Source organism: Bellilinea caldifistulae, from assembly GCF_001306055.1.
Classification (GTDB): Bacteria; Chloroflexota; Anaerolineae; order Anaerolineales; family Anaerolineaceae; genus Bellilinea; species Bellilinea caldifistulae.
Genome location: NZ_LGHJ01000012.1, coordinates 212224 through 225545 on the forward strand (window position 1 = coordinate 212224; position 13322 = coordinate 225545).

At 54.3% G+C, this 13322-nt stretch carries 15 protein-coding genes; 10 read left to right on the forward strand and 5 right to left on the reverse strand.

Going from position 1 to position 13322, the window contains the following annotated elements:
* Positions 1–4 precede the first annotated feature (4 nt).
* From AC812_RS07005 to AC812_RS07015, 3 genes are all read right to left on the reverse strand, one after another.
* Positions 5–991, reverse strand: coding sequence for an alpha-ketoacid dehydrogenase subunit beta (locus AC812_RS07005; protein WP_061919477.1), 987 nt, complete (start codon positions 989–991; stop codon positions 5–7).
* Positions 984–1967 carry a thiamine pyrophosphate-dependent dehydrogenase E1 component subunit alpha gene (locus tag AC812_RS07010; RefSeq protein WP_272897788.1) on the reverse strand — a complete coding sequence of 328 codons (984 nt, stop codon included), beginning with the start codon at positions 1965–1967 and terminating at the stop codon, positions 984–986. The genes AC812_RS07005 and AC812_RS07010 overlap by 8 nt, the downstream gene beginning before the upstream one ends.
* 100 nt (positions 1968–2067) lie before the next feature.
* Positions 2068–3414 carry an FAD-dependent oxidoreductase gene (locus AC812_RS07015; protein WP_061919481.1) on the reverse strand — a complete coding sequence of 449 codons (1347 nt, stop codon included), beginning with the start codon at positions 3412–3414 and terminating at the stop codon, positions 2068–2070.
* A 103-nt stretch (positions 3415–3517) separates the two neighbouring features.
* Here AC812_RS07015 and AC812_RS07020 point away from each other — a divergent pair, with 103 nt between their 5' ends.
* The 6 genes from AC812_RS07020 to AC812_RS07045 are packed head-to-tail and all read left to right on the forward strand — an operon-like array spanning position 3518 to position 8930.
* Positions 3518–4177, forward strand: coding sequence for a hypothetical protein (locus tag AC812_RS07020; RefSeq protein ID WP_061919483.1), 660 nt, complete (start codon positions 3518–3520; stop codon positions 4175–4177).
* 15 nt (positions 4178–4192) lie between these two features.
* Positions 4193–5485, forward strand: a complete 1293-nt coding sequence (locus AC812_RS07025) for a M16 family metallopeptidase (RefSeq protein WP_061919486.1) — start codon at positions 4193–4195, stop codon at positions 5483–5485.
* Positions 5482–6783, forward strand: a complete 1302-nt coding sequence (locus AC812_RS07030; RefSeq protein WP_061919488.1) for a M16 family metallopeptidase — start codon at positions 5482–5484, stop codon at positions 6781–6783. Before AC812_RS07025 ends, AC812_RS07030 begins: the two co-directional genes overlap by 4 nt.
* Entirely contained in the window at positions 6780–7202 is a 423-nt protein-coding gene (gene acpS / locus AC812_RS07035; RefSeq protein ID WP_061919490.1) for a holo-ACP synthase, read from the forward strand. Before AC812_RS07030 ends, acpS begins: the two co-directional genes overlap by 4 nt.
* Positions 7199–7891, forward strand: a complete 693-nt coding sequence (locus AC812_RS07040) for a metallophosphoesterase family protein (RefSeq protein ID WP_061919492.1) — start codon at positions 7199–7201, stop codon at positions 7889–7891. The genes acpS and AC812_RS07040 overlap by 4 nt, the downstream gene beginning before the upstream one ends.
* Positions 7884–8930, forward strand: coding sequence for a hypothetical protein (locus AC812_RS07045; protein WP_061919494.1), 1047 nt, complete (start codon positions 7884–7886; stop codon positions 8928–8930). The genes AC812_RS07040 and AC812_RS07045 overlap by 8 nt, the downstream gene beginning before the upstream one ends.
* Here the strand turns inward: AC812_RS07045 and AC812_RS07050 are convergent.
* Positions 8894–9151 (reverse strand): hypothetical protein, encoded by a 258-nt coding sequence (locus tag AC812_RS07050; protein WP_061919496.1) that lies wholly within the window; start codon positions 9149–9151, stop codon positions 8894–8896. The two genes, AC812_RS07045 and AC812_RS07050, sit on opposite strands and share 37 nt — an antisense overlap.
* A gap of 19 nt (positions 9152–9170) precedes the next feature.
* Entirely contained in the window at positions 9171–9992 is an 822-nt protein-coding gene (locus tag AC812_RS07055; protein ID WP_061919498.1) for a hypothetical protein, read from the reverse strand.
* 166 nt (positions 9993–10158) lie between these two features.
* Here AC812_RS07055 and frr point away from each other — a divergent pair, with 166 nt between their 5' ends.
* Genes frr through glpX form a run of 4 tightly spaced genes read left to right on the forward strand, consistent with a single transcriptional unit; the run spans position 10159 to position 13321 of the window.
* Entirely contained in the window at positions 10159–10716 is a 558-nt protein-coding gene (frr, locus tag AC812_RS07060) for a ribosome recycling factor (protein ID WP_061919500.1), read from the forward strand.
* Between the two features lie 8 nt (positions 10717–10724).
* Complete coding sequence (uppS, locus tag AC812_RS07065) at positions 10725–11465, forward strand: undecaprenyl pyrophosphate synthase (RefSeq protein ID WP_061919502.1); 741 nt, start codon at positions 10725–10727, stop codon at positions 11463–11465.
* Positions 11434–12285 (forward strand): phosphatidate cytidylyltransferase, encoded by an 852-nt coding sequence (locus AC812_RS07070; protein WP_061919504.1) that lies wholly within the window; start codon positions 11434–11436, stop codon positions 12283–12285. The genes uppS and AC812_RS07070 overlap by 32 nt, the downstream gene beginning before the upstream one ends.
* A gap of 49 nt (positions 12286–12334) precedes the next feature.
* The gene (glpX, locus tag AC812_RS07075; RefSeq protein ID WP_061919506.1) at positions 12335–13321 is read left to right on the forward strand and encodes a class II fructose-bisphosphatase; all 987 of its coding nucleotides are present in this window, start codon (positions 12335–12337) and stop codon (positions 13319–13321) included.
* Position 13322 lies beyond the last annotated feature (1 nt).

Sequence of the window (13322 nt, forward strand, 5' to 3'; positions counted from 1 at the left end):
AAACCTAAAAAGCCGCCAGTTCGCGGATGGCTTGCAGAATCTTCTGCGGATTTGGCATGAACCACTCCTGCATCGGGTGGCTGAACGGCACCGCCGGCACATCCGGCCCGCACAACCGGCGCACCGGCGCATCCAGGTCGGTAAAAGCCCCTTCGGCAATCGTGGCGGCAACCTCTGCCCCGTAACCCCCGCTCAGATTATCCTCGTGGACGATCAACGCCTTACCGGTCTTACGGACGGAGGTCAAAATCGTTTCACGGTCAACCGGGTAGAGTGTCCGCAGGTCAACCACCTCCACGTCAATGCCTTCCTCGGCGGCTTTTTGGGCGGCTTGAAGGGCGTAATAATGCATCATCCCGTAGGCGAACAGACTCAGGTCACTTCCCTGCCGGCTAACCCTCGCCGGGCCAATCGGCACCAGAATCTCCTCGTCCTGCGGCACCTCGCCGCGAATCAGGCGGTAACCTTTCTTGGGTTCCAGAAAGATGACCGGATTCGGGTCACGCACCGCCGATTTGAGCAGCCCTTTGGCGTCATACGGGTTGGACGGTATGACCACCTTCAGGCCCGGCACATGCGCAAAGAAAGCCTCCACACTTTGCGAGTGGTACAAACCTCCACCAATACCGCCACCATAAGGAGCACGAATGACCATCGGCACCGTCCATTCGCCGTTCGAACGGTAGCACATTTTAGCCGCTTCGCTGACAATTTGATTGAAAGCCGGGTAAATGAAATCCGCAAATTGAATTTCACAAATCGGGCGCATCCCATACAGCGCTGCGCCAATCCCCACTCCGACGATGGAGAGTTCAGCCAGCGGTGAGTCAATCACCCGTTCTTCCCCGTACTTTTCAAACAAGCCAACCGTTGCCCGAAAGACGCCACCGCGCTTGCCGACATCTTCACCTACGATGAACACCCGTTCATCGCGTGCCAGCTCCTCATCCATTGCCTGCCGGATGGCTTCCACCAGGGTAATTTCAGTCATGGCGCACCTCCTCGGCATACACCGGATAAGCCGCTTCCTCCGCGGCGGGATAGGGCGCCTGTTCGGCGTATTGAACGGCTTCATCCACCATCTTTTTGGCGCGGCTTTCCATCTCCTCCAAACGGGAAGCAGTCAGCAGACCGTCCCTTTCCAGAATGCGCCGGTTGACCAGCAGCGGATCGCGCTTTTTATGCTCCTCGACCTCTTCCCGCGAGCGGTAGGTGCGGTCGTCATCATCCGAGGAATGCGGCGTGATGCGGTACATTTTCGCCTCAATTAACGTGGGACCTTTGCCGCTGCGTGCCAGTTCAACCGCTTCTGTAAAGGCCTGATGCACGGCGAACACATCGCTTCCGTCTACAGCCACGCCGCGCAAGCCCAACCCGCAGGCGCGGTCAGCCGCGCTGGGTACCGCCATCTGCTTTTCCACAGGCACCGAAATGGCGTACTGGTTGTTTTCCACCAGAAAGATGACCGGCAGTTGATGCACCGCCGCCCAGTTAACCGCCTCGTACCACTCGCCTTGTGAGGTTGAGCCCTCGCCAAGACTGGCAAGCACCACTTTATCTTCACGGCGCATTTTGATCGCCAGCCCAATGCCGGTTGCGTGGGAGCATTGGGTTGCCACCACCGCCGAGTGGCTGACCACATTGGCGCGCCTCAGGCTCCAGTGGCTGGGCATCTGCCGCCCGCCGGAACTGGGCTCTTCACGCTTGCCCATCAGGCTCAGCATGAATTCGCGCGGTTCGTAGCCCAAACATAGCATCAATGCCAGATCGCGGTAGTAGGGGGCGACCCAATCGTATCCCCGCCGCAGGGCATACGCCGCCCCAACCTGAGCAGCCTCCTGTCCGATGCCCGAAATGTGAAAAGCAATTTTGCCCTGCCGGTGCAGCACCCAGGCGCGTTCATCTAACCGGCGGGACAGCAGCATCATCCAGTACATTTCCAGACGAGTTTCGTCACTTAATGTCATTCGGTTCATCCTCCTTTGGCGAAATAAAACGGACGGGGAGAATACGCTGATTTTTCTTCACACCCGCCCGTTACAACCCAATTCACGGCGACCTCCACACTCAGGATACCGCCTTAAGCAAGCCCATCACTTCCAGCATTTCTTGATTGGAGGCAAACTTGAAATCCTCCACCCCCAGTTCCTGCATTTTTGCCTGTTCGGCGGCTTCCAGTAATTTGAGCGCATCGCGGGTAACCACCGGATGCGGCAGGCGACTGAGGGTTTCCTGAACTTTGGGTAAAACATCCGGCGCAGCCGGCGGCAATCCGGCTAAATACTGTAACACCGCCCGCGCTCCATTGACGCCGTCTTTGCGCGCCACCCCCACCAGTCCGCTGGAAGCCTTGCGTGACCAGCCCTCCACAAAAACACCTTCGATGGGTTCGTCTTTTTCGCTGTCGTAGGCTTCGTAGGATTCGCCCTCGATTGGAAAACGCGGATTTGGATTTTTATCGAAGGCAAAGTTATGCACCGGTAACCCCAGATTTTCATCCACCCTATCGCCAATCGCAAAAATGACCGTGTCCACATCGAAAACATGAAATTGCCCCAAACCGCGCGCCTTGACCTCTCCACCTTCCAGCACCAGATGAGTATCCTCAATCTCCAGTCCGCCAACCCGCCCGCTGCCGTCATCCAGAATGCGGCTCGGTGAGGAAAGAAAACGAATCCAGAACAGGGTGTGGCTCTGCATCCACACCCCACGAGCGGCGGCGGAGTGTATGAACTCTCTGGCAACCTCAGGATGCTGTCCAATGGCGCGCATCTCTTTGGCTACCCGCTCAATTTCGCGGTCGAAAGCCGCCAGATCCAGGTTGGCAACCACCGCTTCGAGCTCTTTTCGATCGAACTTGATCTCCGCCGGCCCGCGCCGGGCAAAAGCAACCACTTCATCCACCTTACGCACCGAAATCAAATAGCGGGCAATATCCATCATCACATTGCCTACCCCGATAATTGCCACCCGCTTGCCGATTTCCAAATGCTGCTGGCTGAAGGGCGGCAGTTTGTTGTAATGATAGACCACATCCTTGGCGTGATACACCCCGCGCAGATGCTCCCCCGGCAAACCCAGCCATTTTGTCCCCTGCGCTCCGGCTGCCACCAGAATGGCCTGAAATCCCAGCCGACGCAAGTCATCCAGCGTCAAATCCCCCTGCTGACCGATCAGCACATTGCCAAAATACTCGACATCGGGCAACTCCAAAATCTGCCGGAATTGAGCCCGCAGACCGGTTTTCATTTTAATTTTATCCGGGTAAATGCCGTATTCTGCCAGCCCGCCGGGTTTAATGTCCCGGTTGAACAGCACCACTTGTACACCCTGACTTGCCAGTTCTCGTGCGGCAAATAACCCCGCCGGTCCCGCACCTACAATTGCCACAATGTGGCGGTCAGATTGATCCATGTATCGTACCCCGGTGGAGAAAGATGACGAGCCGAATTAATTATACCCCGTTTTGTCCGCTTCTTTTTCAAGCCTGTGCTATAGTGGTATACAAGGTGAAGTCATGGAAACAGCATCCCCCAATTCCGCCCAACCCCCTGCTACCCGGCGGCGAATGCTACGCCCAAATCAGTTACTGCCTTCTTTCTGGACGATTACCGGCATCCTTTCGCTGATTGTCAACGCCATCCTGATCGCCGTGTTGATCGGTGTGGGAAGTCAACTCTTTACGCTCAAGCGCCTTCTATCCGAACAATTGATTGAAGGGCTGTATCAAAATTTTGTGCGGATGGACGAAGCCCACATCCGCACGGTCATACCGGTTCGGGATCAGAAAGTGCGCGCCAACTTCACACTCCACATCAAGACCCCCACGACGGTCACCCTCGCCGAGGATACCCTGCTGCCCAACGCCCAGGTGCTGCGCCTGAACACCGGCGGTTTGACAATCTACAATGCCCCAGCCGACATCGTTCTCAAAGCCGGCACCGACCTGCCCATCTTTTTGGACCTGGAAGTGCCGGTAGATCAGGAAATTCCCGTCAATCTGGATGTGAATGTGGACATCCCGCTGCGGGAAACCGACCTGCACGAACCTTTTACCGGTTTACAAGAAGTCGTGCTGCCTTACCGGGAACTGTTGAACCAGACCCCCAATTCGTGGTCTGAGGCGTTGTGTGGCAACCCACCTCTGCCGCTTTGCCGCTGGTTATTTGGAGAATAATCGAGCATTCAACCCATGGCTGATGACATCTTGCGCGCGCAACTCCCCAACGGTCTAACCGTCCAATTGAAAGAAATCCACACTGCCCCGCTGATCAGTCATTGGGTCTGGTATCGGGTTGGCTCGCGCTACGAACAGAACGGAAAGCGTGGCATATCGCATTGGGTCGAGCACATGCAATTCAAAGGAACACCCCGGTTTCCGGCCGGTGTACCGGATAAAGCCATTGCCCGTACCGGCGGAACCTGGAATGCCTTCACTCACATGGATTGGACAACCTATTTTGAAACCCTGCCAGCGGATCACCTGTCCCTGGCGTTGGAGATTGAATCCGACCGGATGGTCAACAGCCTGTTTGACCCCAAAGAAGTCGAAGCCGAACGGACGGTCATTCTCTCGGAACTGGCTGGCAACCTGAACGAACCGCTCTTCCTGCTCAGCGATGCCGTCCAGAAAGCCTCTTTTGAGCAACATCCCTACCGCAACGAGGTGATCGGCACACCCGAAGACCTGCAAAACATCCGCCGTGATGACCTGTTTGAGTACTACCGGCATTACTACCACCCCGCCAATGCGCTGGTAGCCATCGCCGGAGATTTTGACGCCGGCCAAATCCTGCGGCAAATCGAAGACCGCTACGGGGCGATCCCCCCCGGCAAGCCGGCCCAAAACCCAACCACACCCGAACCCCCGGTTGCAGAAGAGCGCCATCTCGCCGTCAGCGGACCCGGCGAAACGGTTTACCTGCAAATTGCTTACCGCTCGCCAGCCGCCGCCGATGCTGACTTTTTCTCCATGACGGTGCTGGATTCGCTGCTGGCAGGCCCCACCAGCCTGAACATGTTTGGCGGCGGCGGAATTTCTAACAAGACCAGCCGTTTGTACCGTGCCCTGGTGGAAAACGAATGGGCTGTCGGTATTTCAGGCGGCATGCAGGCAACCTTTGATCCATTCCTGTACGACCTGACCATCACACTGCGGCCGGACCGCAACCCGGATGAAGTTCTGGCGGTGGTGGATGACGAGATCAAGCGATTGCAAGATGCTCCTGTCAGCGAGCAAGAAATTCAACGCGCCATCAAACAGGCGCGTGCCATGTTTGCCTACGGCAGTGAAAATATCACCAATCAAGCCTTCTGGCTGGGCTTTGCCGAGATGTTCGCAGATTACGGCTGGTTCAGCGGCTACCTGACCCGTCTTGCCGAAGTAACCCCCGCCGATGTCCAGCGGGCTGCCCAGCGCTGGTTGCCTTCCAACCAACGAGTGGTGGGTGTGTATTATCCCCTCAACGGAGGGCCAGGCGCATGAAGAGGCGCAACTCGCAATCCCTGCATGCCCTGCCGGGGGCCGATGACATCCAGCGGGTTGAACTGGAAAACGGGATTACCCTGTTAATGCGCTGTAATCCCTTCAGCCCCTCGGTGGTGATAAGCGGTTACCTGCCAGCCGGCAGTCAGTACGATCCGCCGGAAAAACTGGGGCTGGCTTATTTAACCGCTCTGGGGTTGACCCGCGGAACCCAGCGCAGGAATTTTCAACAAATTTTTGACACGCTTGAAACCGCCGGAGCCAGTTTGGGGTTTGCCGGCAGCGTTCACACCGTCAGTTTTGGCGGACGCTGTCTGGTGGAAGACCTGCCCATGCTGCTGGAACTCCTCAGCGAGGTTCTTTCCCAGCCCACCTTTCCACCGGATCAGGTTGAGCGTCTCCGGGTTCAGCACCTGACCGGCCTGGCAATCCGCGCGCAGGATACCGCCGAAATGGCCTCACTGGTTTTCGATGAAATCCTCTTCAACAATCACCCCTACGGCAAACCGGAGGACGGCTACCCGGAGAGCATTCAAAACATCCGGCGTGAGGATCTGCTCGATTTTCATCAAAGGTATTATTCCCCTGCCGGCATGGTATTAGCGGTGGTGGGCGGCATTGAACCGGCTAAGGTACTGGACTGGGTGAATCACCATCTCGGTTGGTGGCAAACCCCAACCGTACCCCCAGCGGTGGTCTATCCGCCTCTGAAACCGCCCGCGCAGGACATCCGCCGGCATGTTTCCATTGACGGCAAAAGCCAGTGCGATCTGGTGGTTGGCACTTTTGGCCCGCGCCGCACTGACCCGGATTTCTTCCCGGCCATCATCGGCAACAACATCCTCGGACAATTGGGAATGATGGGGCGGATTGGAGAAATCATCCGCGAGCAGTACGGGCTGGCTTATTACGCCGCCGCAAATCTGGTGGCTTCGACCGCCGCCGGCTCGTGGGAAGTTTCGGCCGGGGTTGACCCGCAAAATCTGCAGCGGGTAATTGACCTGATTCGCGACGAAATTGCCTGCTTCACTCACCAACCGGTCAGCGAGGAAGAACTGGCCGACAGCAAAGCCAATCTGATTGGACGCCTGCCGCTGGCGTTGGAGTCCAATTCCGGTGTGGCCGGTGCTCTGCTGAACATTGAACGCTACGGGCTGGGGCTGGACTATTACCGCCGTTACCCTTCAATCATCGAAAATGTCAGCCGGGACGAGGTGCTGGAAACCGCGCGGCGTTACCTGAACGGCAGCGGTATGGTCATCGTCAGCGCCGGCCCGGATGGGAGCGCAGAAACATGATTTTGCGTACCGGCGTTGATCTCGTGGAAATTGAGCGCCTGGATGCGGTCAAGCCGTCCATCCGTGAGCGTTTTTTGAAGAGAGTGTTCACCCCGGCAGAACTGGCCGAATCGAATAATCAAACCGAGTACCTCGGCGGCCGATTTGCCGTCAAGGAAGCCGTCTCCAAGGCTCTCGGCACCGGCATCGGTTTTGTCCGCTGGCAGGATATTGAATGCCTGGATGGTCAACGCGGCGAACCCGTCCTTTACTTGCACGGAAATGCTGCTAAAATTGCTAAGTACCTCGGTTTAGAGCAGTGGTCGGTCAGCATCAGTCACACCCGCACCCATGCCGTTGCCATTGCCGTGGCCCTGGGCAGCAGCCCTGAACGTCCTTTTCCCCAACGGGAGCAGGAAACCGATGCCGGTCTGGAATGAACATCCTTGCAGTCAGTGATATTGAACTGGGATTTATCTACAACGTTCAAATTGGACAGCGTTTCAAGAACGTTGATTTTGTCATCAGTTGCGGAGACCTTCCATATTACTACTTGGAATTCATTATCAGCGTGCTTGACCGGCCGCTCTACTACGTGCGCGGCAACCACGCCAGCAAAGTAGAAATCACCACCGCTGGTGAACGGAGTTCTCCATGGGGGGCGGTTGATCTGCACCGCCGGGCTGTCTGCTCCCCGCAGGGAGTTTTGCTGGCCGGCATTGAGGGAAGCCTGCGTTACAATTACGGCCCGCATCAATACACCCAGGCCGAAATGTGGTGGATGGTGCTGGGTCTAACCCCGGCGCTGATGCTGAACAAGCTCCGTTTTGGGCGGTATCTGGACATTTTCTTAACCCATGCGCCGCCGTGGGGTATTCATGACATGGATGATTTACCGCACCGTGGGATTAAGGCTTTCAACTGGTTGATTCAGGTATTCCAGCCCACCTACCACCTGCATGGGCATATTCACGTCTATCGCAATGATACCGAGATAGAAACCCGAGTCGGCAGCACAACCGTCATCAATTGCTACGGTTATCGCGAAATTCAATTCAATTTTCAAGAAGTCAATCGGCCGCTGCCCGATATGCAATCCAGCTTTGGGCGGAGGATCAAATATGAGTGATTCAATCAATTCATCGTTTTTCGAGAAGATTGCCCGCGAGGACTTTGAACAGGCTCTTCGCAAGGGTTTCTGGCGTTCGGTGTTAGGCTGGTTTAATAAATCAACCAACCAATTACTGGCTTTTGACGAAGTCCGCAAATACCTGCCAATACGCGGACAGTACGATGTGGGGGTACGCCAGATTCCGATTGACAAAATCGTCGGGAGTGTCGGCCGCTATAACGATTTTGACCGAGCATTCTTGCCCCGCCACCGTCACATCCGCTCCCGTTGGGTGAGTATTGATGTGGCAAAAATGAAGGAAATTGAACTACCACCCATCGAGGTTTATAAAATCGGGGATGTGTATTTTGTCAAGGATGGCAACCACCGTGTTTCGGTGGCTCGTGAAAAAGGGCAAAAGTACATTGATGCTTACATCACCGAAATCGTAACCGACATTCCAATTGACGAAAACACCGACATCAACTGGCTGGTGCGGATGCACGAAAAATCGGAGTTTTACCAGAAAACCCGCCTGCACGAATTGCGTCCCGATGCCAACATCGAATTGACCCTGCCGGGTATGTACCCCAAGTTATTGGAACACATTCAGGTGCACCGCTGGTACATGGGAGAAAAACGAGGAAGCGAAGTGCCTTTTGAGGAGGCCGTCGCCTCCTGGTATGATGAGGTTTATTCCCCGCTGGTCAAAGTCATTCAAGAATTGGGGATTTGCAAAGAGTTCCCCGGACGTACCTCGGCCGATTTGTATTTATGGATCATCGAACACCTCTATTATCTGCGAGAAGAATTCCGCCAGGAAATCAAGTTGGAGGATGCCGCGCGGAGTTTTGCCGAGGGGTATTCACCCAATCCGGTCCGCAAGTTGATCAACCTTTTTCGCAAGTTGACTCGCCTGGTTGCAGAGGGATTGGAGGATGCCTCAGAACTCGAATTGGGCATCCTCCCCGAAGAAATGATGCTGGATGTGGACGAAGTCAAACCGGAGGACAATCCGAATCAGCCGGAGAGCGAAGACAAAGACTTGACCGACTGATCCTGTACACCCAGCCAGAAATGATTGGGTAAAATGCGTCGGTTGGTTTTGATAAGAATCCCGTTTCGTTGAAGGGTATCCTCGTTAACCATGCTGGGATGAACAAAACACACATCCGGTCGAACGCCGTATTTTTTCTCGTAATAATCGGCAGCGCGTTTGATTTTGGAAGATAAATCGGTTTTTTGATCGTTGTCGAACCATAACATTCCGATGTTCATGATACAGACCTCCAAAAAATTAGATCGAATCGGGGAGGTAAAAATGGTGTTCTCGTTGACCAATCTGGACAACGAATTCCTTACCGTTGATGAGAGTGTTGGAATTCAACCCGGAAAGATTTGAAAGAGTGGATGCCAGGCGATGATCCTTCATTTTGCCGATGATGCGGGTCTTAAATTTTTCCACCCATTTTTTTTGCTCGGCAGCAGTGCGACTGTCCATGATCACAATCGGCCAGATTTCATAGAAAGGGCCTTCTTCCAGCAGCCATTCAAAATTCAACCGAACATCAAAATCCATATATGGTAAAGTATCAAAACCATCCAAAATGATTAACCGGCACTCCCCCTCATTCCTGCCGTGCTGTCGGCTTTCAACCCGATCGGCTTCGTCCAGAATGGCTTTGCCTGCCGGATGGTCATAATTGTTTGTAAAATGAGAAAAATAATTTTTGTAACGATCGTACTCAAATTTCCACAGGCTGGTTCGTGCGCTGATCAGGGAAAATTGAATTTCATAAACCGGGTTGGTAAGAATCAATGAGTACATCAAAGTTTTCACCAGACGCATCTTTCCTGCCTCAGGGTCGGAGATGATCAAAATTGAACCCGGACGAGGATCCATCAAATCAAACAACAGGGGATTTTCATCAGAATCGACCCCCAAAAAACCCGTCCGCAAAGGAAGGGGCAACAAAGAATTCAGGTAATTGCGTAACCCGTACTCAGGAATGGGTTTTGAGGATGAAGGATTACCTTTTGGGGAAGACCATTGAGGAAGATCAACCTCAATCGCTTCTTTTTGATTGACCGGTATATCCACAATCGGTAGGGAAATCATGGCTTACTCCTTTGGTAACTTTACTTGATTATAGAACATATGTACTATTTTGTCAATAAACCAATAAAATATTTAATCTGTGGTATTTTTTGCTATTTTGCGGTATCCTTAACACACCACTACTTTATGCAGGCTGATATTTCATTCATCTGACAAGGAGGTTGCGGTGATTAAAGAAACTGTCAAAGATGCCGAAAATCGCATGAAAGGCGCAATCCAATCCCTGGAAGAAGACCTGGCAGGCATACGCACCGGGAGGGCAACCCCTGCACTGATCGAAAAACTGCCGGTGGAATACTACGGCGTCCCGACACCCTTGATGCAACTTGCCTCCATCAGCGTACCCGATGCGCGCACGTTGCTCATCAAACCCTTCGACGCATCCGGTCTCAAAGCCATTGAACGCGCCATCATCACTTCCAACCTCGGCCTGACACCCAATAACGACGGGAAAACCCTGCGGCTCAACCTCCCTCCACTGACCGAAGAACGCCGGCGCGATCTGGTCAAAGTGGTCAATCAACGTTTGGAAGAAGCCAAGGTCGCCATCCGAAATGTCCGCCGTGACATCCTCAAAGACCTGCGCGATTTTGAAAAAGAAAAACTGATCTCCGAAGACGAACTCAAAAAAGGTGAAGACGAACTTCAAAAACTGACCGATAAAATGATCAGCGAGATTGACCGGATCGGAGAAATCAAGCAAAAAGAAATTATGGAGTTTTAAGACTACTGATGAATGAATCAGAGGCAATCGCCTCTCCCCCTCTCACCAAAATCCCCGTCCATGTAGCCATCATCATGGATGGCAATGGACGCTGGGCTGCTGCACGCGGTTTACCGCGTCTGGCCGGCCATCGCGCCGGGACAGAAAATCTACGCACCATCATTCGCGCCTGTGTCGAGTTCAATGTCAAAATCCTGACGATTTACGCTTTCTCCACCGAAAACTGGGGCAGGCCAGCCGAAGAAGTCGAAGGGCTGATGATGATTCTCGAAGATGTGATTGACCGGGAATTGGGTGAACTCCATCAGGAGGGTGTACAGCTTCACCACATCGGTCATCTCGACCGGCTTCCGGAACGGCTGCAAGAAAAAGTCAAACGCGCTGTTGAACTCACCAAAGACAATCATCGGTTAATTCTCAACATTGCCTGGAATTACGGCGGTCGGGATGAAATCGTCTGTGCCATTCGTTCAATTGTCAAAGACGGCATTCCCCCGGAAGAAATTAACGACGAACTGGTCAGCCGCTATTTATTCACTGCCGGTATTCCTGATCCGGATTTAATCATCCGAACATCCGGCGAGATGCGCATCTCCAACTTTTTGATCTGGCAGTCCGCCTATGCAGAATGGTACATCACCCAAACCCTCTGGCCTGACTTCAACCGGGAAGAGTTTTACAAAGCCCTACAAGAGTATAGCCAGCGGGAAAGACGATTTGGAAAACTCTCCGATCAGGGCTGCTGCTGAAAGCAGTGGGGTCAGCCTGCGCAGCCGCCTGCTGGTGGCCATCATTCTTATTCTGGTCGGAGTCACCTTCGTCCTGCTGGGTGGATTAGCCTACACCGTATTCATTGGTCTTTTACTTGCCATAGCCGCCTGGGAATACTGGCGGCTTTTTACTCACGGGGGCTATTTCCCGTCCGCCGTCATGCTGATCGGTGGAACGCTCATTCTGGCCTTCAGCCGCTATTTTTGGGGGTTTGAATCGAGTGATTTACTGCTGGCCGGCCTGATTCTGTCCAGCATGGCTGCCCACATTTTTACCTGCCAGCACGGCTGCACCACCGCCGGAATGGATTTCACCATCACCCTGACCGGCATTCTCTACATCGGATGGATGGGCTCTTACCTCATCTCCCTGCGTTTTCTACCGGATGGGTTGTGGTGGCTGATGCTCACCATCCCCACCATTGCAGTCGGCGATGCCGGTGCATTCTTCATCGGACGAGCATGGGGGAAAACCCCGCTTGCACCGCGAATCAGCCCCAATAAAACCAGAGAAGGGTATTTTGGCGGACTGCTATTTTCCATCGCCGGTGGACTGTTGTTTGCCTTCCTGTGGGGATTACGCTCCCCGTTGATTACGCCCATGCACGGCTTGTTTTTGGGGCTGGCACTGGGATTACTCAGCCCGCTGGGAGATTTGGGCGAGAGCATGCTCAAGCGTCAGTTCAACATCAAGGATTCGGGACGCTTATTAGCCGCTCACGGCGGCGTGTTGGATCGGATCGATTCGTGGCTGTGGGGGGCAGCCATTGGCTACTACCTGATTCTTTGGCTTTGGTAAGCGGATTGACCCATCTCTATACCCCATTTTCAAAAGGAGGAACAGCTCGATGATCGACTCCAAACCCACCCGAAACCTTGCATTGGAACTGGTGCGCGTTACAGAAGCAGCCGCACTGGCTGCCGGTCGCTACGTTGGCAGGGGCGATAAAATCGCTGCTGACCGCGCCGCGGTGGACGCCATGCGGTTGGTGCTCAACACCATCCAGATGGACGGTGTGATTGTGATTGGTGAAGGTGAAAAAGATGAAGCGCCCATGCTTTACAACGGGGAGCGCCTGGGAACCGGAGAACCCCCTCAGGTGGATATCGCAGTTGATCCGATTGACGGGACACGCCCGACGGCTTTCGGTTTACCCAATGCAATTGCTACGGTGGCGCTGGCCCCGCGCGGCACCATGTTCAACCCCGGTCCAATCGTCTATATGGACAAAATTGCAGTCGGTCCTGAGGCGCGGGATGTGATTGACATTGAAGCGCCGGTGGAGGACAATCTGCGTAAAATTGCCAGAGCCAAAGGCGGTAATGTCGAAGACCTGACCTGCGTCATTCTCGACCGCCCGCGTCACGAAGAACTCATCAAGCGCGTGCGGCGGGTTGGCGCCCGCATTATTTTGATCCCGGACGGGGACGTGGCCGGTGCGTTGATGGCTTCTCTACCGGAAACCGGCATTGATGTGCTGCTGGGAATCGGTGGAACGCCGGAAGGCGTTTTGGCAGCCTGCGCTTTGCGCTGCACCGGCGGAATGATTCAAGGAAAACTGCATCCCCGGAATGAAGAAGAGCGGCGCAAAGGTGAGGAATTGGGGTACGACTTTAACCGCGTGCTAACGATTGATGATCTGGTTTCATCCGAGGATGTTTTCTTCGCCGCCACCGGCATCACCAACGGCGAACTGCTCAAAGGGGTAGATTATTACCCCGGCGGAGCTACAACCGACAGCATCGTGCTGCGCGGCTTGACCGGCACCAGCCGGCGCATCATCTCCACCCACCGGCTGACCAAACTTTCCAAAATCAGCGCAATTCACTATTGAT